Origin of the sequence: Mycobacterium sp. AT1 (assembly GCF_002043095.1) — a bacterium.
Classification (GTDB): domain Bacteria; phylum Actinomycetota; class Actinomycetes; order Mycobacteriales; family Mycobacteriaceae; genus Mycobacterium.
This window is the reverse complement of the sequence record NZ_MVOC01000018.1, coordinates 76,273-101,080: the sequence shown is the minus strand read 5'-3', so window position 1 is coordinate 101,080 and position 24,808 is coordinate 76,273. Positions and strand designations below refer to the sequence as shown.

Annotated in this window: 25 protein-coding genes and 1 pseudogene; 16 read left to right on the top strand and 10 right to left on the bottom strand. The window is 67.5% G+C overall.

Features of this window, described 5'->3' with window-relative positions:
- The first annotated feature begins 1 nt into the window (after position 1).
- A complete protein-coding gene (locus tag B1790_RS10095; protein ID WP_079923072.1) occupies positions 2-841 on the top strand; it encodes a transglutaminase family protein in 840 nt (279 codons plus the stop codon).
- On the opposite strand, the gene B1790_RS10090 is transcribed toward B1790_RS10095, so the two are convergent.
- On the bottom strand, positions 825-1,667 hold the full coding sequence (locus tag B1790_RS10090; protein WP_079923071.1) for a ribonuclease Z: 843 nt from the start codon (positions 1,665-1,667) through the stop codon (positions 825-827). The two genes, B1790_RS10095 and B1790_RS10090, sit on opposite strands and share 17 nt — an antisense overlap.
- 236 nt (positions 1,668-1,903) lie before the next feature.
- Here B1790_RS10090 and glnT point away from each other — a divergent pair, with 236 nt between their 5' ends.
- From glnT to B1790_RS10075, 3 genes are read left to right on the top strand one after another with little or no spacing between them, the layout of a single operon-like run.
- On the top strand, positions 1,904-3,262 hold the full coding sequence (gene glnT / locus B1790_RS10085; protein ID WP_079923117.1) for a type III glutamate--ammonia ligase: 1,359 nt from the start codon (positions 1,904-1,906) through the stop codon (positions 3,260-3,262).
- Between the two features lie 4 nt (positions 3,263-3,266).
- Positions 3,267-4,010, top strand: coding sequence for a creatininase family protein (locus B1790_RS10080; protein ID WP_079923070.1), 744 nt, complete (start codon positions 3,267-3,269; stop codon positions 4,008-4,010).
- A gap of 2 nt (positions 4,011-4,012) precedes the next feature.
- Entirely contained in the window at positions 4,013-4,693 is a 681-nt protein-coding gene (locus B1790_RS10075) for a TetR/AcrR family transcriptional regulator (protein WP_233165044.1), read from the top strand.
- Positions 4,694-4,697: 4 nt separating this feature from the next.
- Here the strand turns inward: B1790_RS10075 and B1790_RS10070 are convergent, their stop codons facing one another.
- A complete protein-coding gene (locus B1790_RS10070; RefSeq protein WP_079923068.1) occupies positions 4,698-5,702 on the bottom strand; it encodes an aldo/keto reductase in 1,005 nt (334 codons plus the stop codon).
- Between the two features lie 86 nt (positions 5,703-5,788).
- Here B1790_RS10070 and B1790_RS10065 point away from each other — a divergent pair, with 86 nt between their 5' ends.
- Together B1790_RS10065 and B1790_RS10060 are read left to right on the top strand one after the other, a co-directional pair.
- The gene (locus B1790_RS10065) at positions 5,789-6,217 is read left to right on the top strand and encodes a CBS domain-containing protein (RefSeq protein WP_079923067.1); all 429 of its coding nucleotides are present in this window, start codon (positions 5,789-5,791) and stop codon (positions 6,215-6,217) included.
- Between the two features lie 4 nt (positions 6,218-6,221).
- Entirely contained in the window at positions 6,222-6,830 is a 609-nt protein-coding gene (locus B1790_RS10060; RefSeq protein ID WP_079923066.1) for a GNAT family N-acetyltransferase, read from the top strand.
- On the opposite strand, the gene B1790_RS10055 is transcribed toward B1790_RS10060, so the two are convergent.
- Positions 6,831-7,442, bottom strand: coding sequence for a type II toxin-antitoxin system PemK/MazF family toxin (locus B1790_RS10055; protein ID WP_369832326.1), 612 nt, complete (start codon positions 7,440-7,442; stop codon positions 6,831-6,833).
- A 42-nt stretch (positions 7,443-7,484) separates the two neighbouring features.
- On the opposite strand from B1790_RS10055, the gene lepA reads away from it, so the two are divergent.
- The 3 genes from lepA to B1790_RS10040 are packed head-to-tail and all read left to right on the top strand — an operon-like array spanning position 7,485 to position 10,801.
- Positions 7,485-9,395: a translation elongation factor 4 gene (lepA, locus tag B1790_RS10050; protein ID WP_079923064.1), complete on the top strand. Its 1,911-nt coding sequence runs from the start codon at positions 7,485-7,487 to the stop codon at positions 9,393-9,395.
- 5 nt (positions 9,396-9,400) lie between these two features.
- Positions 9,401-10,099, top strand: coding sequence for a sensor domain-containing protein (locus B1790_RS10045; protein WP_079923063.1), 699 nt, complete (start codon positions 9,401-9,403; stop codon positions 10,097-10,099).
- 30 nt (positions 10,100-10,129) lie between these two features.
- Complete coding sequence (locus B1790_RS10040; protein WP_233165043.1) at positions 10,130-10,801, top strand: sensor domain-containing protein; 672 nt, start codon at positions 10,130-10,132, stop codon at positions 10,799-10,801.
- On the opposite strand, the gene B1790_RS35835 is transcribed toward B1790_RS10040, so the two are convergent.
- Positions 10,798-10,929: a dodecin domain-containing protein gene (locus B1790_RS35835; RefSeq protein WP_142271224.1), complete on the bottom strand. Its 132-nt coding sequence runs from the start codon at positions 10,927-10,929 to the stop codon at positions 10,798-10,800. The genes B1790_RS10040 and B1790_RS35835 overlap by 4 nt on opposite strands.
- A gap of 275 nt (positions 10,930-11,204) precedes the next feature.
- Entirely contained in the window at positions 11,205-11,699 is a 495-nt protein-coding gene (locus tag B1790_RS10035) for a GAF domain-containing protein (protein WP_079923061.1), read from the bottom strand.
- A 62-nt stretch (positions 11,700-11,761) separates the two neighbouring features.
- Between B1790_RS10035 and B1790_RS10030 the strand changes: the two genes are divergently transcribed.
- On the top strand, positions 11,762-13,174 hold the full coding sequence (locus tag B1790_RS10030; RefSeq protein WP_079923060.1) for an HNH endonuclease signature motif containing protein: 1,413 nt from the start codon (positions 11,762-11,764) through the stop codon (positions 13,172-13,174).
- A 101-nt stretch (positions 13,175-13,275) separates the two neighbouring features.
- On the opposite strand, the gene B1790_RS10025 is transcribed toward B1790_RS10030, so the two are convergent.
- Both B1790_RS10025 and B1790_RS10020 read right to left on the bottom strand, forming a co-directional pair.
- Entirely contained in the window at positions 13,276-15,291 is a 2,016-nt protein-coding gene (locus B1790_RS10025) for a glycoside hydrolase family 15 protein (protein WP_079923059.1), read from the bottom strand.
- A 33-nt stretch (positions 15,292-15,324) separates the two neighbouring features.
- Positions 15,325-16,509 carry an FAD-dependent oxidoreductase gene (locus B1790_RS10020; RefSeq protein ID WP_233165047.1) on the bottom strand — a complete coding sequence of 395 codons (1,185 nt, stop codon included), beginning with the start codon at positions 16,507-16,509 and terminating at the stop codon, positions 15,325-15,327.
- A gap of 77 nt (positions 16,510-16,586) precedes the next feature.
- Between B1790_RS10020 and B1790_RS34240 the strand changes: the two genes are divergently transcribed.
- From B1790_RS34240 to B1790_RS10000, 6 genes and pseudogenes are all read left to right on the top strand, one after another.
- Positions 16,587-16,781 (top strand): hypothetical protein, encoded by a 195-nt coding sequence (locus B1790_RS34240; RefSeq protein WP_142271218.1) that lies wholly within the window; start codon positions 16,587-16,589, stop codon positions 16,779-16,781.
- Between the two features lie 117 nt (positions 16,782-16,898).
- Positions 16,899-16,991: an Ms4533A family Cys-rich leader peptide gene (locus B1790_RS35830; protein ID WP_369832325.1), complete on the top strand. Its 93-nt coding sequence runs from the start codon at positions 16,899-16,901 to the stop codon at positions 16,989-16,991.
- 124 nt (positions 16,992-17,115) lie between these two features.
- Entirely contained in the window at positions 17,116-18,156 is a 1,041-nt protein-coding gene (locus tag B1790_RS10015) for a sulfate ABC transporter substrate-binding protein (protein ID WP_079923057.1), read from the top strand.
- Between the two features lie 3 nt (positions 18,157-18,159).
- Positions 18,160-18,995: pseudogene (gene cysT, locus B1790_RS10010) on the top strand (sulfate ABC transporter permease subunit CysT).
- Positions 18,992-19,804, top strand: a complete 813-nt coding sequence (gene cysW, locus B1790_RS10005) for a sulfate ABC transporter permease subunit CysW (RefSeq protein WP_079923055.1) — start codon at positions 18,992-18,994, stop codon at positions 19,802-19,804. The pseudogene cysT and the gene cysW overlap by 4 nt, the downstream one beginning before the upstream one ends.
- 20 nt (positions 19,805-19,824) lie before the next feature.
- On the top strand, positions 19,825-20,889 hold the full coding sequence (locus tag B1790_RS10000) for a sulfate/molybdate ABC transporter ATP-binding protein (RefSeq protein WP_079923054.1): 1,065 nt from the start codon (positions 19,825-19,827) through the stop codon (positions 20,887-20,889).
- On the opposite strand, the gene B1790_RS09995 is transcribed toward B1790_RS10000, so the two are convergent.
- From B1790_RS09995 to B1790_RS09985, 3 genes are all read right to left on the bottom strand, one after another.
- Entirely contained in the window at positions 20,861-22,639 is a 1,779-nt protein-coding gene (locus B1790_RS09995) for a hypothetical protein (protein ID WP_079923053.1), read from the bottom strand. The two genes, B1790_RS10000 and B1790_RS09995, sit on opposite strands and share 29 nt — an antisense overlap.
- A complete protein-coding gene (locus B1790_RS09990; RefSeq protein ID WP_079923052.1) occupies positions 22,636-24,261 on the bottom strand; it encodes a S53 family peptidase in 1,626 nt (541 codons plus the stop codon). The genes B1790_RS09995 and B1790_RS09990 overlap by 4 nt, the downstream gene beginning before the upstream one ends.
- Before the next feature lie 90 nt (positions 24,262-24,351).
- The gene (locus B1790_RS09985) at positions 24,352-24,615 is read right to left on the bottom strand and encodes a hypothetical protein (protein WP_079923051.1); all 264 of its coding nucleotides are present in this window, start codon (positions 24,613-24,615) and stop codon (positions 24,352-24,354) included.
- Positions 24,616-24,808 lie beyond the last annotated feature (193 nt).

Below are 24,808 nucleotides of genomic sequence, written 5' to 3'. Positions count from 1 at the left end.
CATGTGGCGTATGCGAGTGGTTCACGCAACCGGCTATGCCTACAAGTCGCCGGTCACGGCATCGTTCAACGAAGCCCGGCTGACGCCGAGATCGGACTCCCGGCAGAACGTCGTCCTCAACCGCATCGAGACGGTGCCTGCCACTCGGTCCTACCGCTACGTCGACTACTGGGGTACGGCCGTAACGGCTTTCGACCTGCACGCCCCGCACGCCGAACTCGAGGTGACGGCCTCCTCGGTGGTGGAGACCGACAAGGGCGAGGTGCCCGAGGAGAAGCTCACGTGGGAGGACCTGGATTCCCCTGCGGTCAGGGACAAGTTCGACGAGTACCTCACGGCGTCGGAGTTCACCCCGGCCAGCAGGCGCCTGACCCGCGTCGGTGAGCGCATCGCCAAGTATCACGATCCGCAGCAAGCGGTCATCGAGGCGGCGCAGTGGGTGCACACGGAGCTCGCCTACGTGCCGGGAACCACGGGCGTGCACTCCTCGGGTCTCGACGCGCTCCGCGAGGGCAAGGGCGTCTGCCAGGACTTCGCGCATCTCACGCTGATCGTGTTGCGCAGCATGGGAATTCCTTCGCGCTACGTGTCGGGGTACCTACATCCCAATGCCAAGGCCAAGGTGGGCGACACCATCGAGGGTCAGAGTCACGCCTGGATTCAGGCGTGGACGGGCGGTTGGTGGCACTACGACCCCACCAACGACAAGGAAATCAACGAGCAGTACATCAGCGTGGGGGTCGGTCGCGACTACCACGACGTCACACCGCTCAAGGGCATCTACTCGGGTGAGGGGTCGACCGACCTCGACGTCATCGTCGAGATCACCCGGCTGGCTTAGCGTTTACCTCCACGCGGTGCAGGTCGTCGCCGAGTTCGACGGGGCCGTTGAACTCGGTGGCCGCCAGCGCCCGCCAAGCGTCCTCCTGGCCCGCGGCCAACGGCGGGACGTAATGCGTCAGGATCAGCGTTCCGACGCCGGCCCGAGCTGCGGTATTCGCCGCCTGCTCCACCGAGGAGTGGTAGTCGAGGATGTCCCGCAGACGCTGGTTCGGCACCAGTTGAACGAGGTCCTTGCGAATCACCGTGTGCACCAGGGCATCCGCGCCGGCGGACAAGGCGTCGAGGCTGGCGCACGGCACCGAGTCGCCAGCCAGCACCACTGAGGCGCCGTCGAATTCGACGCGGAAGCCGATCGTCGGCTCGACGGGCCGGTGATCGGTGGGCGCCACCGAAATTCGTACGCCGTCGCGACCCCACACCACGCCGTCGGTCACCTCCTCCACCTCGACGCTGGGCGGTTCGGTGATGTCTGCGTGGTGGCCGATGCGGTAGCTGATGTCCGGCGCGAGCGCGTCAAGGATTGCCTCGATGACGGCGGCAGTTCCCGGCGGCCCGATCACCCGTAGGGGAGTGCGGGTGAAGGTGGTGATCCACCGCGTGGTGATGACGTCGGTGAGATCGGTGATGTGATCGCTGTGCAGATGGGTCAGCAGCAGAGCGGTGACGTCCGCGGCGCCGACGCCGACGGCGGCCGCCCGCATCAGCACGCCGCGGCCGGCGTCCACCAGGAAGGTCTGACCGCCGGCCCGCACCAGCGTGGCCGGTCCGGCGCGGTTGGGGTCGACCATCGGACTGCCCGTGCCCAGCAGGGTTACTTCGATCATGACGTCATGCCTACTCGATCTTGAACGGTCGCGCTGCACTATCGGTGGGACCGGGTTGGCGCGGGGTCGCAGGGTTTTCGATAACCCATTGACTGAGAGTGCCAGGACTCGTCTGACGTGCCATTTGGCTGGGACGAGTGGCTGAAGATCTTCGATACCTCATTTACCGCGGCGAAACAGCTCGGCAACAGTCGACCCATAGCGTCAAGACCGTCATCACGGAACGAGGAGGAACCATCGTCACCACGCTCACTGGACGGACCGCCGAGGTCGCCGAACGACTCGGCGCGGCAGGCGTGAAGTACGCGGCCATCAGCTTCGTCGACGTGCACGGCAAGCCGAAGGCGAAGATGGTGCCGCTCAACCACCTCGACCAGGCCGCCCGTGGGTCGGAGATGTTCACCGGCGCCGCCCTGGACGGCGTGCCGCAGGACGTCAACGACGACGAGGTCGCACCCCATCCCGACCTCGACGCCGCCATCGTCGCTCCATTCAACCGTGAGATCGCTTGGTTCCCTGGGGATCTCTGGGTCGGGGACACTCCGTTCGAGGCGTGCAGCAGGCAGATACTCAAGCGGGTCACCGCCGACGCCGCGACGCTGGGCTACACCTTCAACCTGGGGATCGAGACGGAGTTCTTCCTGCTCACCGACGACCGGGCCGGCGTACCGCAGCCAGCCAGTCTCGACGACGACCTGGCCAAGCCGTGCTACGACCTGCGCACGATGCTGCACAATTACGGGGTCGTGGACGAGATCGTCTCGGCCATGAACGAACTCGGTTGGGACGTCTACTCGTTCGACCACGAGGACGGCAACGGCCAGTTCGAGACCGACTTCACCTACACCGACGCCGTCACGATGGCGGACCGGCTGGTCTTCTTCCGCATGATGGTCGGCGAGATCGCCCGTAAGCACGGCTTGTTCGCGTCGTGGATGCCGAAGCCGTTCGCCGACCGGACGGGCAGCGGCGCCCACTACAACATGTCACTCGCCGACTCCGCCGGGGTCAACCTCTTCGACGAGGAAGACGACCCCCGCGGGTGCGGACTGTCCACTCTCGGTTACCAGTTCACCGCGGGTGTGCTGCGCCACGCCTCGGCGATCTGCGCGGTGATCGCGCCCACGGTCAACAGCTACAAGCGACTGGTAAAGCAGGGCAGCATGTCCGGCCTCACCTGGGCGCCCATCTTCGCTTGCTACGGCGACAACAACCGCACCAACATGCTGCGCATCCCCAGGGGCGGTGGGCGCGTCGAGTGCCGGGCCGCAGACAGTGCCAGCAACCCGTATCTCGGTGCCGCGCTGGTGCTTGCCGCGGGGCTGGAGGGAATCCGGGAGGGACTCGATCCCGGTGAACCGAACCGCGACAACCTCTACGACGTGTCCGAGAGCGAGCTCGCCGAGCGCGGCATCGGCTGGCTGCCGCGCTCGCTCGGCGAGGCGGTCGACGCTCTCGAGTCGGACCCGTTGGTGCGCAAGGTGTTCGGTGACGCGATGTTCGACTCCTACGTCAGCGAGAAGCGGGCGGAGTGGGACTCCTACACTGCGCACGTGTCGTCCTGGGAGACCGATCGCTACCTGAGGTTCTGGTGATCGGGTGAGCCACCGCTGGGAGGAGTTGACGTCGACCGAACTCGCGCGTCGGGTCGCGGCCGATCCCGACTGCGTCGGGCTGATCCCCGTGGGAGCCACCGAGCAGCACGGTCCCCATCTGCCGATCGGGACCGACACGATCATCGCCGCCGCTCTCGCCGACGCCGCCGCAGGTGACCTCGCGGTCGTGCTGCCCCCGATTGCGTATGGCGCCAGTTTCTTTCACGGCACGACGTTGGCGGGAACCGTCGCCGCCAGCGGCACCGAGACCGCGGCGGCCGCGCTCCGCGTCGCCCGGGCGTGCGTGGCCTCCGGGGTGAAGCGGCTGCTGTTCGTCAACGGACACGTCGGCAATGCGGCAGCGCTGTGGATCGTGTGCGACGAATTCCGTCGGGAGTTTCCCGACGGACGCATCGGCGTCATGCAGTGGTGGGAGCTGACCCCCGAAATCGCCGGGCACGCAACGGCTGACGCCGTGGACTGGCACGCGAACGCCGCCGAGACGTCGTTGGTCATGGCGCTGCGGCCCGAACTGGTCGACTTCGACGCGCTGGCCGGGGCCGACGATCCGGACCGCACCGCGGGCACCGTCTTCCGCTATGCGCTCGCGCAGGTGTCGACCAACGGGGTCACCGGACACCCGTCGCGGGCCTCGGCGGAGTTCGGGGTCCGGTTGTGGCGGGACGTGGTCGACGCGGCCACGGAGATGGTTCGACGCGCGCACCGCGAGCGCGCCCCGCTGAGCTAGCCGTGTCGACGCCACGGCGCAGGGCGCCGCGCGCCGGAATCGTCGACGCCGCCACGAAGCTGTTCTCGGAGAAGGGTTATGCGCAGACGACGATGAGCGACGTCGCTCGCGCGGCGGGTCTGCAGCAGTCATCGCTGTACTACTGGTTCCGCAACAAGGAGCAGCTGCTGCAGGAGACGCTTGCCGTCAACCGGGCGCCGCTGGACTTCATCGCCGAGGTGGGTGCGGGGTCCGGTTCGCCAGCGGTGAAGCTCTACCGACTGCTGCGCTTCGACACCATGCAGCTCGCGCTGTCACCGATCGACTTCAACGAGATACAACGCATCGCACACCGGCAGCGCGCCGACTTTCATCAGTTCTGGACGGACTACGAGCGGCTCACCCAATGGGTCGTCGACCTGATCGGAGCGGGCATCGGCGAGGGCAGGTTCGTCGACTGTGACAGGGTGCAGACCGCGGAGTTGCTGTTGAACTTCGACGAAGGTGCCCAGAAGCGCACCCGGTTGCACGCCGATCCTGGCGACCGCACCGCCGACGCAGTGCGCGTTGGCGAGCAGGTCGCCACCCTCGCGGTTCGCGGACTTCTCAAGCGGCCCAGCGACATCGACCGGATCCGGGCCCAAGCCGGGGCGTTCGACGACCTGGCCGTCGCTCTCCGCAGAATGCGACCGGCCGAGGACTGACGGGTCACTCGCGGCCGGCCGACACGAATGTCAGATCGGCGAATCGATCGCCAGACACCGCGGCCACCGCGGAGTCCAGCCTCGCGAGTTGACCGTCGCTGAGGGCGACGTCGAGCGAGTCGAAGTTCTCCTCAACGCGGGCCGCCCTTCGGGTGCCGGGGATCGGGGCGGACGCCACGCCGAGCTCGTCGGCCCGGTAGCGCAGCCACGCCAGGGCGATCTGGGCCGGGGTGGCCTCGCGTTCGTCGGCGACGGCGCGGACCACCTCGACCACAGCGAGGTTGGCGTCGAGGGCATCGGCGGAGAAACGGGGGAGGTTGTGCCGAAAGTCCGACCCGCCCAGATCGGCTGCCGAGGTCACCGTGCCGGTGAGGAAGCCCTGTCCCAGCGGCGAGTACGGAACGAAACCGACGCCGAGCTCGGCGGCGGCCGGAACCACCTGGCGTTCGACGTCCCGGCTCCAGATGGACCATTCGCTCTGGACCGCGGCAATGGGATGGACGGCGACGGCGGCCCTCAGTTCGTCGGCGGTCACCTCGGACAGCCCGAGGTGACGGACCTTGCCCGCGGTGACCAGCTCGGCCATCGCGCCGACGGTCTCCTCGATCGGCACCGTGAGGTCGCGGCGATGCATGTAGTAGAGGTCGACGACGTCGGTGCGGAGGCGACCGAGGCTCGCGTCGATGCTCTGGCGAACGTAGGCCGCGTCACCGCGGAACGTCGGCGCGCCCGCATCGGGATCGGTCGGGTTGCCCGCGATGCCGAACTTGGTGGCCAGGGTGACCTCGTCGCGCCGGGTGGAGAGCAGTTCGGCGATGAGGCGCTCGTTGGCGCCGCCGCCGTAGACGTCCGCGGTGTCGAGGAACGTCACTCCCAGGTCGAGGGCGCGGTTGAGCGTCGCCAGCGATTCGGCGTCGTCGACCGCGCCGTACACCGGCGTCAGCGCCATGGCGCCGAAACCGATGGCGCTGACGGTCAGGTCGTCTCCGAGTGTCACTGTTTCGGTCATGTGGCATAGCAACGGACACCGTGGGCGTTGTGTTCCGTCGGTCATCGGATCTAACCTGGTGTGATCCACGTCACCAAGGGGGCGGCATGCGCATCGCGGACGTGTTGAAGAACAAGGGTGCCGGCGTGCTGTCCATCGCACCGGACACCCTGGTCAGTGACCTGATCAGCGGCTTGGTCGGACGCAACGTCGGAGCCATGGTGGTCGTCGGCCCGGAGGGGCTGGTCGGCATCGTGTCCGAACGCGACGTCGTGCGCATGCTCCACGACCACGGTGCGGACGCCCTCCGAAGGCGGGTCGCCGACATCATGACCAGCCAGTTGGTGACGTGTTCACCCGACGACTCGGTCGACGAGCTCAGCGCAGTGATGACGACCCACCGGGTGCGCCACGTTCCCGTCCTCGAGGACGGCCGGTTGGCGGGCATCGTCAGCATCGGCGACGTGGTGAAGACCCGCATGGAGGAGTTGCAGGCCGAGCGCGAACAGTTGGCGGCCTACATCACGCAGGGGTGAGAGCATGGACGGCGTGCACGCGCGACCCGCGACCCGCGCCGACGTCGGAGCCCTGTCGAGGACTCTGGGCAGGGCCTTCCTGGACGACCCCGTGATGTGTTGGATGCTGCCCAACGCGGAGGCGCGCAGGCGGAAGCTGCCCAAGCTGTTCTCCTCGATGACCAGCCATCAGCACCTTGCCCACGGCGGGGTCGAGGTCGTGCCCGACGGCGCCGGCGGGGTCGGCGGCGCCGCGGTGTGGGCCCCGCCCGGCGCATGGCGGGCGACGCGCGCGGAGGAACTGCGGGCCATGCCCGGGTTGATGTGGGCGTTCGGCCGGTCGCTTCAGCGCGGCCTCCTCATCGAGGAGATGATGAAGAAGGCGCACCCCGAGGAGCCGCATTGGTATCTGGCGTTCATCGGAACTGATCCCGACGTCCGCGGCAAGGGGTATGGGCAGGCGCTGATGAATTCGCGGCTGGACCGCTGCGACGCCGAGCACGCACCCGCGTACCTCGAGTCGAGCAAGCCCGACAACGTGCCCTACTACCAACGCTTCGGTTTCGAGATCACCGGCGAGATCACCCCGCCGGGCGGGCCCACCTTGATCCCGATGTGGCGGGCTGCGCGCTAGTCAGCGCCAGGAGTAGTCGGTCCGCAACCGCGTTGCGACGACCTCGAAGGTCTCGCGCTCGAGAATGGCACCCTCGCGGCGAATGCTCTCCTCGGGCACGTCCAGCACGCGGTCCAGCCTGACCCAGCTGGCGCGGCCCTCGTAATCCCAACTGCCGCTGCCGATCGCGACCCAGGCACGATCCGCGCCGTGACGCTCCTGGCTGGACAGCATCAGCCCAAGCAACGTCGTGCTGTCGCGGCCCACCACCAGCACGGGCCGGTCCTTGCCCCGGGACGGATCCTCCTCGAAGGCGACCCACGTCCACACGATCTCACCAGGGTCGGCCTGGCCGTCGAGGTCGGGGTCGTAGGCAATCTTGCGTGCCCGACGGGCGGTGGGGGCACTGTTCTTCGTGACCGGTCGGCCGGCGGTGATCGCCTGCTGAGGTGGTGGCTGCGTGGCGGCGATGACACTGAGACCGACGTCGATGCCCAATCTGATGCCCTGGCCGAGGGTGCGCGGCACCGTCTCGGGGTTCTGCAACTGGCGGATGATCCTCGGGGCCTCGTCGAACACCAGTCTTTCGGTGGTCTTCACAATCCGCTGCCACGGACTCAACTGAGGAGCCATGGGGTCGAGCATAGGTGAGCCGCCTCGAACGCGATTGTGTCGATGAGGTCCCGGCTCGATATCCTGAACGAGCGCAGCGCCGCTGCCACGTACCCTCACCAGGAGATTCCCATCAGCAGCTTCGCCGACAAGACGTTTACTGCGCCGGCGCAGATTCGGAACTTCTGCATCATCGCGCACATCGACCACGGGAAGTCGACGCTGGCCGACCGGATGCTCGGCATCACCGGCGTCGTCGCCGACCGTGACATGCGCGCCCAGTACCTCGACCGGATGGACATCGAGCGCGAGCGCGGCATCACCATCAAGGCACAGAACGTTCGGCTGCCGTGGAAGGTCGGGGACGACGAATTCGTCCTGCACCTGATCGACACCCCAGGTCACGTCGACTTCACCTACGAGGTGTCGCGTGCGCTCGAGGCCTGCGAGGGCGCGGTGCTGCTCGTCGACGCCGCCCAGGGCATCGAGGCGCAGACGCTGGCCAACCTGTACCTGGCGCTCGACCGGGGGCTGACGATCATCCCGGTGCTGAACAAGATCGACCTGCCCGCCGCCGACCCGGATCGCTACGCCGGGGAGATCGCGCACATCATCGGGTGCGAGCCCGAGGACGTCCTGCGGGTCTCCGGCAAGACCGGCGTCGGCGTCCGCGAGCTGCTCGACGCCGTGGTCCGGCTGGTCCCCGCCCCGGTTGGCGACGCCGACGCGCCCGCCAGGGCGATGATCTTCGACTCGGTATACGACATCTACCGCGGCGTGGTCACCTACGTGCGCGTGGTCGACGGCTCGCTGCGGCCGCGCGAGAAGATCAAGATGATGTCGACCGGCACCACTCACGAGCTGCTGGAAGTCGGCATCGTCTCACCCGATCCCAAGCCAAGCGACGGTCTCGGCGTCGGGGAGGTCGGGTACCTGATCACCGGCGTCAAGGACGTCCGGCAATCGAAGGTCGGCGACACGGTGACCTCGTTCCGCAACGGTGCCACCGAAGCGCTGACCGGCTACCGGGAACCCAGGCCGATGGTCTATTCGGGGCTGTATCCGGTGGACGGTTCGGACTACCCGAACCTGCGCGACGCCCTCGAACGTCTTCAGCTCAACGACGCCGCGTTGGTGTGGGAGCCCGAGACGTCCGTCGCGCTCGGCTTCGGCTTCCGCTGCGGATTCCTGGGCCTGCTGCACATGGAGATCACCCGCGAGCGCCTCGAGCGCGAGTTCGACCTCGACCTGATCTCGACCGCGCCGAACGTGGTGTACCGGGTGGTGAAGGACGACGGGACCGAGCTGATCGTCACGAACCCGTCGGACTGGCAGGAGGGCAAGGTCCGCTCGGTCTTCGAACCGATCGTCAAGACCACCGTCATCGCACCGAGCGAGTTCATCGGCACCATCATGGAGCTGTGCCAGGCGCGGCGCGGCGAGCTCGGCGGCATGGACTACCTGTCGCCGGAGCGGGTCGAGCTGCGCTACACGATGCCGTTGGGCGAGATCATCTTCGACTTCTTCGATTCGCTGAAGTCACGCACCCGCGGCTATGCCAGCCTCGACTACGAAGAGGCAGGCGAGCAGGAAGCCGACCTGGTCAAGGTCGACATCCTGCTTCAGGGTGAGGCAGTCGACGCGTTCAGTGCCATCGTGCACAAGGACGGCGCCGCCGCCTACGGCAACAAGATGACCACCAAGCTGAAGGAACTCATTCCCCGTCAGCAGTTCGAGGTGCCCATCCAGGCTGCCATCGGCGCGAGAATCATTGCGCGCGAGAACATTCGAGCCATCCGCAAGGACGTGCTCAGCAAGTGCTACGGCGGTGACATCAGCCGCAAGCGCAAACTGCTCGAGAAGCAGAAGGAAGGCAAGAAGCGGATGAAGACGATCGGCCGGGTCGAGGTGCCTCAGGAGGCCTTCGTCGCGGCGCTGTCGTCGGACGCCGCCAGCGACAAACCGAAGAAGTAGCCCCAGTGCGCCGGTCGACGGGCACCGTGTTCGTCGTCCTGCTGCTGGCTGGCTGCGCGCACACGGTGCCGGGGGTGGCAACGCCCGCGGCGTCGGCGGTGAAGGTACTGCCGACCGAGGCCGAGATCAGCTCCGACATCGGAAACACGTTGAGCACCTTCGGGTTTCAGCCCTTCATCGGTGGGGTCGAGATCCTGCCCGACGGCTATCGCAGCGATGCGGAAGCCTCGCCGATCCGCTGCGCCGCCGTCACCGACACCGCGCCGCGCATCGTGTACGAGCCACTGCCCGTCGTCGAGGCGGCCCGGCAGAGTTACTTCAACTGGGACGAAGGCGTCGACGCCTCCGGAGCCGACGCGGCAGTGGTACGGCTCGCCACTCCGGCCGCCGCCCACCAGGCGTTCGCATCGTTCGCGCGGCAATGGCAGCAGTGTTCGGGCACCACCGTGGTCAAGCACGTGGGCGACGCGGTGGTCGACGCGGCCGTCACGGACGTCACCGTGCAGGACGCGGTCGTCTCCGCGACCGTTCGGACCCGCCAACGTCCGGGCGGCACCCAGACCCGGTACGAGCGTGCGCTCGGCGTCCGCGACGGCACCCTGGTCGAGGTCTCGCTGGCCGTCACACCGGCCGGTGAACGCCAGCCGGATCCACGGGCCTGGGCAGTGCGTATCGCCGAAACGATGCTCGACAAGTCAGAATGAGTCGTGATCCGATGTGCTCGGCGGTGTGTGGTGCTGGTTGCCACGGCCGTGGTTGCCTCGGGCTGCGCGAGCACCGTGGAGGGTGTCGCCGTGCGTGACGTCGGCGCCAATCCGACGAACGTCCAACCGCTGCGTGAATCGCAACTCGACGACGTGATGCTGAGCATCGCCCAGCTCAACGGGATCGCCGGTGCGACGCAGATGGAAGTCGTCCTCTCCGGTGAGCGGATGTCCGACAACTCCGACGCCGTGTCGGACCCCGACTGCCTCGGCTCGATCTTTGGTGCCGAGGAATTGGTCTATCGGTCCAGCAAGTGGACGGCGGTCCGTGATCAGGTCGCGCGGGAGCCGCAGGACGGCAACGCCCATTGGGCCGAGCAGACCGCCGTCCTCTATCCGACCGAGCAGCTGGCCGTCGACTTCGTCGAGAAGTCGACGTCGTCCTGGCGTGGCTGCGGCGGCTTCTCGGTGGCCGTCGACGACGATGCGACGAGCTCGATCTGGCTGATCGACGAGGTGCGCGTCCACGGCGACGTCGTGACGCAGCGGATCTCCCAGGAGGACTCCGACGGGTGGGAGTGCCAGCACGCCATGTCGGCGGTGGCGAACCTGTCGGTCGAGACCATCGCCTGTGCGTTCGGCATCAACGACGAAGCCGTCTCGATGGTCAGCGCGATGATTGCGAACGCGGCTCGGCTCTAGGTCTCTCCGCGCGGATTGCGTTCTCCTGCCTCGCCCGCCGCGACCTGGCCGTCCTTCAGCTGGCCGCGCACCGATTGCGCTTCGAACCAGTCGAGTCCACGCAGCGTCTTGGCGGCACGGCTGTACAGCTTTCGACCAGCGTGATTGCAACGGTCGGGGTGGCCGCGGGGGACGCTCGTCGTCGCGAAAGTCGTTGTAGCGCATTGATTTGGCGGCCAACGTCTACCGTGGCCCGGCGATCGTTTGCGGCGCGGTCAGCCTGCTGGACTCTGATCGTCATTAGTCTCGCACCATGACCAAGCAGGCCTGGTTGCGTGAGTGGTGGCCCTGGATCGTGCTCGCCGTCGGCATCGCGATCGTCACGCTTGGCGGCATCCTCTTCAGTCCCGCGGGCCCGTAGCGGCTAGCCGAGTGCGGTGTCGTCGCGGCTGACGACGGTCTCCACCGCGCCGCGCAACTGCTCGAGCTCCCGACGCTGTTCGTCTGAGTAGTCGCGGGCGGTGTCGTCCAGCACGCAGACCGTGCCGACCACGTTGCCGGCCGGATCGTGAACGGCGAGCCCCAGATAGTTGTGCAGGCCGAACTCCTTTTCGTCCTCGTTCCCGGCGAAGGTCTCATCGGCCCGTGAGTCGCGGACGAACAAGTCGGCGTCCGTGTCGACGATGCGCTCGCAGTACAGCGGCACCCGGCTGTCGTCGCCGCCGGCCTTCTTGCCTGCCGCGCCAACGGTGTAGTGCTTGGTGGCCTCTCCGGCGGTGGCCGCGACGACCATCGAGTCGGGTTCGGAGCGCATCACCAGGAGGGACTTCACCCCAAGCAGTTCGGCAACCCGCTCGAGTTCGGGAGTGAGGGCGGCCAGTCCGTCGGTGGTGTCGGTGCGATGGGGTTCGGAAGTCATCTGACGATCATCACCCTGATGACGCGGACCGCGCGTCGGACCCCACATCTACAATCGAACACATGAGCGAACGGGGCGTGTCGGCGTTGCTGCAGCGGATCTGCTCCGCGGCGCGGGCCGAAGCGTGCGCGGCGGGGGAGCGTCTCAGCGCGATTGGCGAGCTCTTCGCTCAACGGCGCGTCCAGTTCGCGGAGACTGCGGATTGGGCCGTCGACGCAGAGGCCGCGGTCGTCGCCGAGATCGCGGCGGCGCTGTCGATCAGTCAGGGCCTGGCGGCAAGTCACATGCGTTATGCCCGGGCCATGCGCGAACAACTGCCGCTCCTGGGTCGGGCCTTGATCGCTGGCGACATCGACGAGGCCACCTTTCGCGCCTGTGTCTTCCGTACCGGGTTGATCGTCGACGACGACGTGCTGGCCGCCGTCGATCGCGATTTGGCCTTGGCTGCACCACGTTGGGGGTCGTTGAACCGCAGCCAATTGTCCGCACGCATAGACCGATTCGTAGCTCGACGGGACGCGGATGCGGTCCGGCGACGCCGTGATCGGGTCGCCGGGCGGGAGGTGTTCGTCGGCGACGTCGACAACGGATTGGCCGAAATCAATGCCACGGTGCACGCGCCCGACGGACACGCCGTCGACGAGCGGCTCACCGCGCTGGCAGGCACAGTCTGTGATGCCGACCCGCGCACGGTGGCTCAACGGCGCGCGGACGCGTTCGGTGCGATGGCCGCGGGCAGCGACCGGCTGAGCTGTCTGTGCGGGCAGGTGCAGTGCCCGGCTGGGGGCCGCGCAGCCAGCGCGGTGGTCATCCACGTCGTTGCCGAGGCGGCGACCGTCGCGGGAACCGGCACCGCTCCAGGGGCCATGCTTGGCTACGAGGGTCTCGTCTCGCCGGAGCTGATCGCGGAACTCAAAATGGCCGCCCGGCTGCGGCCGCTGGTACATCCGCGCGACGCGCCGCCTGAGGCGGGTTACGTCCCGTCGCAGTCGTTGGCGGACTTCGTCCGATGCCGGGACATGACGTGCCGCTTCCCAGGGTGCTCCGTCCCCGCCTCCAAGTGCGACGTCGACCACGTCGTCCCGTATGCCGAGGGCGGGCCCACGCACGCGTCGAACTTGTCGTGTAAGTGCCGTACCCATCACCTCGTCAAGACGTTCTGGGGCTGGGATGACGAACAACTCACCGACGGGACGCTGATCTGGACTTCGCCGAGCGGTCAGCGGTACGTCACCACCCCGGGCAGTGCGCTGCTCCTCCCGTCACTATGCGTCCCAACCGGGCCGCTCATCCTCGATGCACGCGAGGGCCGTACGTGCGGTGACCGTGGCGCAATGATGCCGCGGCGTCGCCGCTCGCGCGACCAGGACCGCGCCCGAGCGATCACCGCAGAACGCCGACACAACCACGAATCGCGCACCCGGCGAGGCATCCCCGACGCGCTCCCTGCGTCCCACGATCCGCCACCCTTCTAGCGGATTACTTCCGACTGATCGCAACCATCGGAACTTCTGAGATGAGGGACCCCGGGGGACGCGCGCTGCCCCTCGGCCGGCCGCTCGTCGCCTGACTCAGGTCACATCGGGGCGTTGGCGGGCTGGAACACCCCGGTGCTGTCGGCTTCCTCCTCGGCGCGAATCACGTGCACCACGGCGTTGATCAACGCCAAGTGAGTGAACGCCTGCGGGAAGTTACCGAGGTGGCGTCCGGTCCGCGGCTCGATCTCCTCGGCGTAGAGATGCAGCGAGCTGGCGAACGACAGCAGCCGTTCACACAGGTGCTTCGCCCGGCTGATCTCGCCGATCTCCACCAACGCCGACACCAGCCAGAACGAGCAGATCGTGAACGAGCCCTCCTCGCCGGAGAGACCGTCGTCGGTCTCCTCGGTGCGGTAGCGCAGGACGAGGCCGTCCTCGGTGAGCTCGTCGGCGATGGCCAGCACCGTGGCCCGCACCCGAGGGTCGTCGGACGGCAGGAACCGCACCAACGGCACCAGCAACAGCGACGCATCCAGCGCGTCGTGCCCATAGCGCTGCGTGAGCGCGCCACGGTGGTCAACGCCGTGGGCCAGGATGTCGGCCTTGATCTCCTCGGCGATCACCCGCCACTGTTGGGCATAACTCTTCTCGCCCTGCAGATCCGCCAGCTTGGAGCCGCGGTCCAAAGCCACCCAACACATCACCTTGCTCGAGGTGAAGTGCTGCGGCTCGCCGCGAACCTCCCAGATGCCGCGGTCGGGCTCACGCCAATGCTTGATGGCCTCCTCGACCTGAAGCTTGAGCACCGGCCACAGCGTCTCGGGAATCTGCTCGCGCGACTTGGCGTGCAGGTACACCGAGTCCAGCATCGAACCCCAAATGTCGTGCTGCATCTGGTCGTAGGCCCCGTTGCCGATGCGCACCGGCCGGGAGTTGTCGTAGCCCGACAGGTGGTGCAGCTCCTCCTCGACGAGACTGCGCTCGCCACCGACGCCGTACATCACCTGCAGTGGATGACGCTCGCCGTTGTTGGCGCCCGACACGTCGGCGATGAACGAGAAGAAGTCGTCGGCTTCGCGGTCGAGACCGAGTGTGTACAAACCCCAGAGCGCGAACGTCGAGTCCCGGATCCAGGAGTAGCGGTAGTCCCAATTGCGTTCGCCCTGAGGGGTTTCCGGCAACGACGTGGTGCTGGCCGCCAGCAGCGCGCCGGTGGGGGAGTAGGTGAGCCCCTTCAGCGTCAACGCGCTGCGCTGAAGGTAGGACCGCCACGGGTGGTCGGGGAAGTCACCGATGTTGATCCACTGCCGCCACGACTCGCTGGTCTTCCACATCTTGTCCGACGCCTCTTCGAACGTCTGCGGCGCCGGGTGGCCGGACCAGCTCAACGCGACGAAGACGTTGTCGCCCTCGGTGAGTCGGGTCCGCGCCCGCGCCTCGTGGCCTTCGAGGCCGATCCGCAGGTTGGTGGTCAACCGCAGCGTCGGGTGCGCTTCCGGGTTCTTGCTCGAGCGGGCGATCGCCTCGCCGTAGGCCTGTGCCGAGTACTCCCACGTCGCCGGCTCGCGGTTGTAGTCGAAGGCCGGCTCGCAGCTCATCACCAGCTCCACCACGCCGCTGACGCAGCGCACGGTGCGCAGCAGGATGTGCTCGGCGTCCCAGTCCATCGGGGTGCGGCGGTGCGTCCGCGAGCGGGTGTCCAGGTCGTGCCACGGTCCCATCACCAGGGCATCGCGCACGATCAACCAGCCCGTGTGCGTCTGCCACGTCGTCTCCATGATCAGGCTGCCCGGCAGGTAACGGCGGGCCGACGGCACCGTCACCCCGTATGGCGCCAGCCGGAAGTGGCCCGCCCCGCGGTCCAGGATCGCGCCGAACACGCTCGGCGAATCCGGGCGCGGAACGCACAACCACTCGACCGAACCGGCCGACGAGATCAGGCAGGTGTTCTCGCAGTCGGACAGGAAGCTGTAGTCCGCGATCGGCGGAAACGGGTTGCGCAGCGGCCCGCCGGGGGCATACGGCACGGGCGCGGTGACCGTGTACGGAGCCTCCGGCACGTGGTCGAATTCATCCGAGGAAGCGTCGCTGGACCCAGCTTGCTGCAGAACCATCCCGACATCATCGACTGACCGGGCCTTCGGCGTCTACTCGTGCGGCTCCGGCCGCCTGGCATAGGCGGGCGCCCGCTCGGGAAGCGGCCCAATCGCCACGGCATATCCCGCCACACTGCGTAGGAACGGGACGCGGCTGACGACGCGGACTGCCAGGGGTGGCGCTGCCGGGCCGCTGCCGGAAACCGCCGCCGCGATGACCCGCGCGTGGATCACCCGCTGCATGCCTTGGATGAGTGCCGTCGGAACCCATCGCCTGGCCTGGATGCGAGCCAGATCCCTGGTGGGGACGCGGCCCGTGCGCAGCGGCACGGCCAGCGCGCGCGCCGCCGCGACCGCGTCTGCCACCGCCAAGTTGATGCCGACGCCGCCGACCGGCGACATCGCATGGGCCGCGTCGCCGATCAGCAGCAGGCCGTCGGAGTACCACCGTCGCAGCCGGTTGAGCTGGACGTCGAGCAGTTTGACGTCGTCGAAGGACGTCAGCTCGCCGACGCGATCCGCCAGCGCGGGCACCAACCCGGCAACCGTGCGCTGCAGCGACTCGATGCCCTCGGCGCGCAACTGCGAGTCGGCGCCCTTCGGGATGATGTAGGCGCACTGGTAGTAGTCACCACGGTCGATGACGATCATCGCGTGGCCCGACGTCAGCACGCCCTCCAGCCCGGGCGGGTCGCCCGCGGTGCGCGGCAGCCGGAACCACCACACGTCCATCGGTGTGCCGAAGGTCTTGGGGCGCAATCCCATTGCCGTACGAAGCGCCGAGCCCCGGCCGTCGCACGCCACCGTCAGGTCGGCCCGCATCTCGCCGATCTGCCCGTCCGGGCCGCGGTAGCGGACGCCGACCACGCCGACTCCGCTCTCACGGAGGGGTTCGAGCACCTCGGTGCTGCGGAGCAGCCGAAACGACGGTTCCTTCTGCGCTGCGGTCGCCAGCAGTTCGAGGAAGTCCCACTGCGGCACCAGCGCGATGTGCTTGTGCGATCCCGGGATGCGGCGCAGATCGATGTCGACCGGCACGCCTTGCACCGACATGCCGATGCTCTCGATCACCCGATGAGTGAGTTTCTGGAAGTCGCCGCCCAACCCGAGGTCGTCCAGCAGCCGCAACGTGCTCGCATGCACGGTGTCGCCGCGGAAGTCGCGAAGGAAGTCGGCATGCTTCTCCATGACCGTGACGTCGACGCCGCCGCGGGCCAACAACAGGCCCAGCATCATGCCGGCCGGACCGCCGCCGGCGATGACACAGGTCGTGGAATGGGGTCCATTCACTCCTTGATCGTAGGGTGGACTCGATGACGGGCATCCTGAGTTGGTGGGACGGGGTCGAACTGTGGCTTTCCGGTCTCGGTTTCGTGGCACAGACGGTGGTGGTGATGCCCGTGGTGCTGGTGTTGGCATATTCGGTGGCCGTGTTGCTCGACGGAGCGCTGGGCAACGGCATCCGTTTGTTGCAGCGCGCCAAGCACGCCGACGAGGATCCGTCATGACCGGGATGCCTCGCTCGAGGGTCACATTGGTGCTGGTGGCGCTGCTGGCCCTCGTCGTCGTGATGTGGCTGTTCGCCAGGTAACGGCACGTTTATCGGGTCTGTTACGCTTCGCGCCATGCACGCACTGTCCAGCAGCGACGACGGCCATGTCCTGGCCCTCATCGCCGTGGGCAACTGCGCTGTCGCCGATGTGCACTGTTGTCGCTGACCCCCATTCCGTTGCGCGGTTTGGTGTCGGTCGCGGCAGTCTTCATGCCTGAGCACTGATACGTCTTCTTTCCGTCGTGGCGGTTACCGGAACCCATGAGTCGCCCGATGAAAGGCCCCACTTCATGCCCGTGTTCACCCCGAAGTCGATTCGGTCGCTGACCGCTGCCGGCGCCCTCGCAGTCACGGCCTCCCTGCTCGCCGCGTGCGGTGGGGGCGCGAGCGACGTCGTCGGCGACTCCGCAGGTCCCGCCGCGGACACGACGCTGACACTGGTCGCCTACGCCGTACCGGAACCAGGCTGGAGCAAGGTCATCCCCGCCTTCGCGGCCACGCCGGAGGGCAAGGGCGTCGCGGTCACCGCGTCCTACGGCGCCTCCGGCGATCAGTCGCGGGGCGTCGTCGACGGGAAGCCTGCCGACATCGTCAACTTCTCCGTCGAACCCGACGTCACCCGGTTGGTCAAGGCCGACAAGGTGGCCAAGGACTGGAACACGAGTGCTACCAAGGGCATTCCCTTCGGCTCCGTGGTGACCTTCCTCGTCCGCAAGGGCAACCCGAAGGGCATCAAGGACTGGAACGACTTACTGAAGCCCGGCGTCGAGGTCGTCACCCCCAGCCCGCTGAGCTCCGGTTCGGCCAAGTGGAACCTGTTGGCGCCGTACGCATTCGCCAGCAATGGTGGCCAGAACCCGCAGGCCGGTCTCGACTTCGTCAACAAGCTGGTGACCGAGCACGTGAAGGCACGTCCCGGCTCGGGTCGCGAGGCCACCGACCTCTTCATTCAGGGCAGCGGCGACGTGCTGCTGGCCTATGAGGACGAGGCCATCAACGTCGAGCGCCAGGGCAAGCCGGTCGAGCACGTCACCCCGCCGCAGACCTTCAAGATCGAGAACCCGGTTGCGGTCGTGACGACGTCACAGCACGTCGAGCAGGCCACCGCTCTGAACAACTACCTCTACACCCCGGAAGCTCAGAAGCTTTGGGCGCAGGCCGGTTTCCGCCCGGTCGATCCGGCCGTTGCCGCCGAGTTCACCGCCGACTTCCCGGCCCCGCAGAAGCTGTGGACCATCGCCGACCTGGGTGGTTGGTCCACGGTCGATCCCGCGCTGTTCGACAAGGACAACGGCACCATCACCAAGATCTACAAGCAGGCGACCGGATGACGGCTGGGCTCGCGCCGACTCCCGCGGCCCCGGGTCGTCTGCGTCGGGCCAGGGGCACGACGTCGCTGCGCGTTGGGGCAGCGACGCTGTGGCTCAGCGTCATCGTCCTTTTGCCGCTGGCCGCGATCCTCTGGCAGGCGGTGGGCGGAGGGTGGTCGGCCTTCGTGGACGCGGCGACGTCCAACGCTGCGCTGGAGTCCTACAAGGTGACGTTGTCGGTGTCGGTCGGCGTCACCGCGGTGAACCTGGTCTTCGGTTTGCTGGTCGCCTGGGTGCTGACGCGCGACGACTTTCCCGGGAAGCGGTTGGTCGACGCGATAATCGACCTGCCGTTCGCGTTGCCGACCATCGTGGCGAGCCTCGTCATGCTGGCCCTGTATGGCCCGAACAGCCCCGTCGGACTGCACCTGCAGCAGACCAGATGGGGCATCGGCATCGCACTGCTCTTCGTCACGCTGCCGTTCGTGGTCCGCTCCGTCCAACCCGTCCTGCTGGAGCTCGACCGCGAAGTGGAGGAGGCAGCGGCATCGCTCGGTGCCAACAATTGGACGATCTTCGTCCGAGTGATCCTCCCCGCCCTGCTGCCGTCGCTGCTGTCGGGTGCTGGCCTGGCCTTCTCCCGGGCGATCGGTGAATTTGGATCGGTGGTGCTCATCGGTGGCGCGATCCCCGGCGAGACCGAGGTGTCGTCGCAGTGGATCCGCACCCTCATCGAGAACGACGACCGCACGGGGGCCGCGGCAATCTCCATCGTGCTGCTCGCTGCCTCGTTCGTGGTGTTGTTCGTGCTGAGGGCCGTCGGGTCGCGCGCGGCGAAACGCGAAGAGTTGGCCTCGTGATCCTGTCGCGCCCGGTGCGCTATCTCATCCGCTACCTGGCGTTGGCGTACATCCTGATCCTGGTGGTCGTGCCCGTCGGGCTGATCCTGTGGCGCACCTTCAGCCCGGGGATCGGCACCTTCTTCGCCTCGATCAGCACTCCCGCTGCGATCTCGGCGCTGCAGCTCTCGTTGCTGGTCGTCGCGATCGTGGTCCCGCTGAACGTGGTCTTCGGAGTGCCGACAGCGCTGGTGCTGGCGCGCAACAGGTTTCGCGGCAAGAGTGCGTTGCAGGCCGTCATCGACCTGCCGTTCGCGGTCTCGCCGGTGGTGGTGGGCGTCGCCCTGATCCTGCTGTGGGGGGCGGGGGGTGCGTTGGGGTTCGTCGAGAACGACCTCGGCTTCAAGATCATCTTTGGGCTGCCCGGCATCGTCCTCGCCAGCATCTTCGTCACTCTGCCGTTCGTCATCCGCGAGGTCGAACCTCTCCTGCACGAGCTCGGCACCGACCAGGAGGAAGCGGCGTCCACGCTGGGTTCTCAGTGGTGGCAGACGTTTTGGCGCATCACCCTGCCGTCGATCAGGTGGGGTCTGACATACGGCATCGTGCTGACCGTCGCCCGCACCCTCGGCGAGTACGGCGCCGTCATCATGGTGTCGTCCAACCTCCCCGGTACCTCCCAGACCCTGACGCTGCTCGTCTCCGACCGGTACAGCCGTGGGCAGGAGTACGGCGCCTACGCCGTGTCGACGCTGCTGATGACGGTCGCGGTCTTCGTACTGATCATTCAAGTGGTCCTCGACGCCCGGCGTGCCCGGGCGGTGAAATAGGCTTTCGGGTAGGAGATCCCATGAGTTCCGATCAGCACAACGCCATCACCGTGCGCGGCGCCAACAAGCGCTACGGCGACTTCGTCGCCCTCGACGACATCGACTTCGACGTCCCAGAGGGATCGTTGACCGCACTGCTGGGCCCCAGTGGTTCTGGGAAGTCGACCCTGCTGCGCGCGATCGCGGGTCTGGACCAGCCGGACACCGGCACCATCACCATCAAGGGGCGCGACGTCACCGGGGTGCCGCCGCAGCGGCGGGGGATCGGTTTCGTCTTCCAGCACTATGCGGCGTTCAAGCACCTCACCGTGCGGGACAACGTGGCGTTCGGGCCGAAGATCCGCAAGATGCCGAAGGCAGAGATCAAGGACAAGGTCGACAGCCTCCTCGAGATCGTCGGGCTCGCCGGGTTCCAGAGTCGCTACCCCAGCCAGCTCTCCGGTGGCCAACGCCAACGCATGGCGCTGGCCCGCGCCCTTGCCGTCGACCCCGAGGTGCTGTTGCTCGACGAACCCTTCGGGGCGTTGGACGCCAAGGTGCGCGAGGATCTGCGGGCCTGGTTGCGCAGGCTGCACGACGAGGTGCACGTCACCACCGTGTTGGTGACCCACGATCAGGCTGAGGCGCTCGACGTGGCGGACCGCATCGCCGTGCTCAACAAGGGTCGCATCGAGCAGATTGGCACTCCCACAGAGGTTTACGACAGCCCCGTCAACGGGTTCGTGATGTCGTTCCTCGGTGCCGTGTCGTCGCTGAACGGCACGCTGGTGCGTCCTCACGACATCCGGGTGGGTCGCAATCCCGACATGGCCCTGGCACAGACAGACGGAAGCGTCTCCTCGACCGGCGTCATCCGCGCCGTGATCGACCGAATCGTGTGGCTGGGCTTCGAGGTTCGCGTCGAACTCACCAGCGCAGCGGACAATTCGTCGTTCACCGCGCAGATCACCCGCGGCGACGCCGAGGCGTTGGGCCTGAAGGAGGGCGACACGGTCTACGTGCGGGCGACCCGCGTGCCACCGGTCCCCGGCGGCACCGAACTGCCCGCCGCCGACCTCAGCGCGGCGGGTCTCCCCGCCACGTAAAGCTGTTGACGTACTTCGCCATGTCCAAGGCAAGGAAGAAGTTCGCCCCCGACGGGTGGCCGGAACCGAATTCGGGGCTGAACTCCCGGAACGGACCGGCCGCCGCGGCGACCAACGCGTAGTCGTTCTTCACGCCAACCATGATGAGCACCCGGTTGCGGTCGTCGTCGCCGATCGCGTCGGCGGGGTAGTCGTCGGCGACCTCGCCGTAGCCGAGTTGGTATCCGACGAAGGCGTTGGGGATCTCGTAGTCGAACGTCGCATCCGGATAGTGCTCCCGCAGCAGGTCGTCCGCGATCTGGCGTGGCGTCTGCCCGTTGGCCGGCTGTCCGAACAGGCGCAGGGTGCCACCGTCGCCGGCGAGCAGGTCCAGCACCACCCCGTTCGGTTCGAAGGTGGCGTCGTATGCGGTTTCCGGCCCCGGATAGGACACCGAGAATTGGCCGTCCTCGGAGGTGAACCGCGGGTTGGTGGACACCGGTTTGCTGATCGGCGGGGTGCCGCAGTCGGGCGGGCACACCACCAGGGCCTCGGACGGTGTGAACCAGACCGACAGTGCGACCGCGCCCGCTGCCACCAGGATCACGACGGCGCCCACGATCAGCAGCAGCCGCGCCGGTGGCGTCGACTTCGCCGGGGCGGGGCCCGCTAGCCCACAGCGAGGGCAGAACGGCAGATCCGCGACGACGTGCTCGCATTCGGGACACAACACCACGGCGTCGGGCTCGGTGTCTTCAGGTTCCGAGTGCAGCAACGTGCAATGCCCGACAATGCGAAGTACGTAGAGAGCCACCACCGTCAGGAGTGCGTAGACCACCGTCTCCACAGCGCTCGGCGGCGAGAGGAAGTCCAGCACACCCAAACCCAGATAGGCGACCAGTCCGAACGCCACCGAGGGAAGGGGAGAGGTCAACGCATACCACCGGGGTGTGTGTCCGGTGTCCCGCCGCGGCACGAACCACAGGGTGGCGCCAACCGCGCCCGCGACCGCCGCCGCGGTCAGCGGTACCGCCACACCCTGGATCAAGCCCCCTGTCACCAAGTCGGCAGCGGACTGGCCGTCGGTGTCGATCGGGCCGCCGAGCAGCTCCGGCACCAAGGAGGTCATGCTGCCTGCGGTCACGAAGCAGACCGCGCCGAAGGCCCCAATCGTCATTCCGCGCAACGGCTCTCGAGTGCCCGGGCGCCATGCCCGCACGACGAGCAACGGGGCCAGCAGAAGGAACAAGAAGCCCACCGGAATCGCGAGGCAGGTCACCAGGAGGTCGAGCGTGCTTGCCGGCAGACCCAGTGCGTCGTCGTCCACCCGTGCCGCCGCCGCGTCGGTCGCGATGCTCCAGGCCACTCCACCGACGATGCTGAGCAGGGCGGTCACCAGCAGCGTGCTCGTCGACGTGCCCCTGACGGCGTCGCACCCCTTGAGGTAGGCCAGGAGCAACGCTGGCAGCCCGGCGCCGACGACCCCGATCAGCGCGGCCACCCACATCGGCAGGGCGGTGCCCACCAGCAACGCCATGACTCCGATCAGGCCCACGCCAAAGGCCATCCTGGAATGCCTTGGCAGCGCGGGGAACATCGTGCTGATCACCGCGGGGCGCAGCACGTGCTCACCCGGTGCCGCCGCGTAGGCCGACAGCCGGAGCCACGGCGTTCCGTCACCTCGGCGCGGCGTTGCCGTCGCCCCGCAGTTACCGCAGAATTCGCCCGTCGGAACGATGACGGCGCAGATGCGACACGTCATCGTCGTCATCGAGGCGCCATCCCCTTCTGGATGTCGAGGAAGTCGCGGGCGAGCTGTGCCACGTTCGGACTGCCGAGCCCGGTCGCCAAGTCGTAGCCGGGAACGGCGACGTCGACCGCGCTGCCGCCGAGCGTGACGTCACGAAAGCCCGGCGCGTTCGCGCCCGCCGCCACCCGGTACAGCAGCGGGTTGACGTCACCCAGTCGCTGCCCGCCGTTGGCCAGCAGGTACTGGTTCATCAGCGCGGTGAGACCGGCCCACACCGGGGCCGCCTGCGAGGTGCCCGCACCGACGAGGTCCTGCTGGTCGAATCTGATCCGGATGCCCGTGAACGGATCGGCGAGCGCGGACACGTCGGGTGTCAGCCGCCGCTGCTTCTTGCCGGAATCGCGCTCGATGGACAGCCTGCGCTGCCACGTGGGCCTCGGAAAGAGCTTGGACACACCACCACTGGTGCCCTGGGACAGGGGAGAGTCGATCCAGGCCTGTTCGGCCAGCCATTGGCCGTTCTCGTCGGTGGACAACGTGGTGCCACCCACCGACGTCATGCCCGGCAGGGACGAAACCGCGTCCAGCCCAACGTCGTCGGGGCCCGGTGGGGACGACCAGTTCTCGCCCCCCTTGCACTCGAGCCCTCCGGTGTCGCCGCTGGCGTCGAAGGCCGAGGTGCCGTTGCGGTGGGCGCGTTCCAATGCCGACTGCACCGGCTTGAGATCCGTCGCGGTGATCAGCGCGTCGCAACCCCACCCGATGGACAGGCTCCACACGGCGCCGGGGAACTGCTTGTTGGTCGCGTCGAACATCTCCGCGATGCGTTCGTAGGTGCGGCCGCCCTCCAAGGTGGGACGGGCGTTGACAACGACCATCCTCGCGTCGGGCGCAATCGCATGTGCCACTTCGAGATCCATCACCGTCTCGGCGCGTGACTCGCTAGGCTGGCCACCGACGAGGACGGGCTTCAGCGGTGGGAGTCCCGACATCTCCGCGAAGTCGTCGAGGTCGCCCTGGTCGTACCCGCTGAAGGCGAAGAAGACGATGGTCTGCCCCTTGCCCGTAATGCCGGCTTCGGTGAGGGGATTGGCGTTGTATGCGGTCAGCAGCGCGGTCGGCGTCAGCCCTTGGCCGGGAACGTCGAGCGGAATGTGGTCGGGGCGCGCCTCGCGGTGCGGCGTGTATCCGAGGATGCGCCCGAGGTCGCTGACCGTGTTGCGAACGGCGGCAGGTACTTCGGGCTGCTGGGGCGAGGCGTAGAAGACCTGTCCCTGCATGCCGCGATAGTCGTGCACGGGAACGTCGAATGCCTCGGCTACGACGGGCGGAGCGCCCTCGACGATGGCCCAGTCCTCGCCCGGCTGCCAGCGGACGTCGAGTCCCTTGGTCTCCGCCCACCGAAGCAGCGGGTCGGGACGGGTCGGGCCGCGAAGGCCGACGGTGAGTTGAGCGTGGTCCAGTTGGGACGGACCGAGATCGGTGGAACTGGCCAGGAGGTTCGCGTACGGCCCGGCGATGGTGACCGCCGGTGTCGGCGAGGAATCGGATCGGTGATCCGAGATCAGCACGGCCACTCCAGCCACCAACGACGTGGCCAGCGAGCACCCGACCACACGCACGGCTGTACGTCGATCGAACATCAGGGACTCCCGGTCACCGAGAACAAATCTGCAGGGACGTCACCAGGTGACGTCCCTGCAGAATGTCGAATCAACCTCGAACGACCGGAGTTAGGAACTGCTGCCGCTGCGATGGGTGCCGGGCTCGCCCGTGGGAGCCGGCGGTGCCTTCACCGGCGGAGAGAAGCTGTTGGCCCCACCCGGGGTCAGGCTCTTCTCCGTCGGGGTGACTGACGGCGCGGTGGTCGTCGTCGTCGTGCTGCTGGGTGCGGGCGTCTCGCTGCTGCTAGAGCAAGCGGTCAGTGCACCCATCGTGATGATCGCACCGCCACCGATGACCAACGCCAGGCGACGAGTGAAACGATCTGTATTCATGTTCTATCCCAATCCAATCCCCGAATTGCGATCCGACGACCGTTTGCGGGGTCGTGGGCGGCTGGACGCCGTCGTCAATATAATGCCACGAGTTGAGCAAATCCAGTACGAATCGCCGAGTCGGCGCAGGCCGGTGCTCATCACGGGGGGAGCCGAAGGAGCACCGCTGAGGCGAGGCGACGGCAAACCGGAG

Coding starts and splice junctions, on each gene's coding strand:
- B1790_RS10030 (WP_079923060.1), top strand. CDS start 11,762: ATGAGCGAACGGGGCGTGTCGGCGTTGCTGCAGCGGATCTGCTCCGCG.
- B1790_RS34240 (WP_142271218.1), top strand. CDS start 16,587: ATGACGGGCATCCTGAGTTGGTGGGACGGGGTCGAACTGTGGCTTTCC.
- B1790_RS10035 (WP_079923061.1), bottom strand. CDS start 11,699: ATGACTTCCGAACCCCATCGCACCGACACCACCGACGGACTGGCCGCC.
- B1790_RS10015 (WP_079923057.1), top strand. CDS start 17,116: ATGCCCGTGTTCACCCCGAAGTCGATTCGGTCGCTGACCGCTGCCGGC.
- B1790_RS09990 (WP_079923052.1), bottom strand. CDS start 24,261: ATGTTCGATCGACGTACAGCCGTGCGTGTGGTCGGGTGCTCGCTGGCC.
- B1790_RS10095 (WP_079923072.1), top strand. CDS start 2: ATGTGGCGTATGCGAGTGGTTCACGCAACCGGCTATGCCTACAAGTCG.
- B1790_RS10060 (WP_079923066.1), top strand. CDS start 6,222: ATGGACGGCGTGCACGCGCGACCCGCGACCCGCGCCGACGTCGGAGCC.
- B1790_RS35830 (WP_369832325.1), top strand. CDS start 16,899: ATGCACGCACTGTCCAGCAGCGACGACGGCCATGTCCTGGCCCTCATC.
- B1790_RS10090 (WP_079923071.1), bottom strand. CDS start 1,667: ATGATCGAAGTAACCCTGCTGGGCACGGGCAGTCCGATGGTCGACCCC.
- B1790_RS10025 (WP_079923059.1), bottom strand. CDS start 15,291: ATGGTTCTGCAGCAAGCTGGGTCCAGCGACGCTTCCTCGGATGAATTC.
- B1790_RS10020 (WP_233165047.1), bottom strand. CDS start 16,509: ATGATGCTGGGCCTGTTGTTGGCCCGCGGCGGCGTCGACGTCACGGTC.
- B1790_RS10065 (WP_079923067.1), top strand. CDS start 5,789: ATGCGCATCGCGGACGTGTTGAAGAACAAGGGTGCCGGCGTGCTGTCC.
- B1790_RS10055 (WP_369832326.1), bottom strand. CDS start 7,442: ATGGCTCCTCAGTTGAGTCCGTGGCAGCGGATTGTGAAGACCACCGAA.
- B1790_RS09985 (WP_079923051.1), bottom strand. CDS start 24,615: ATGAATACAGATCGTTTCACTCGTCGCCTGGCGTTGGTCATCGGTGGC.
- B1790_RS09995 (WP_079923053.1), bottom strand. CDS start 22,639: ATGACGACGATGACGTGTCGCATCTGCGCCGTCATCGTTCCGACGGGC.
- B1790_RS10000 (WP_079923054.1), top strand. CDS start 19,825: ATGAGTTCCGATCAGCACAACGCCATCACCGTGCGCGGCGCCAACAAG.
- lepA (WP_079923064.1), top strand. CDS start 7,485: ATGAGGTCCCGGCTCGATATCCTGAACGAGCGCAGCGCCGCTGCCACG.
- B1790_RS10070 (WP_079923068.1), bottom strand. CDS start 5,702: ATGACCGAAACAGTGACACTCGGAGACGACCTGACCGTCAGCGCCATC.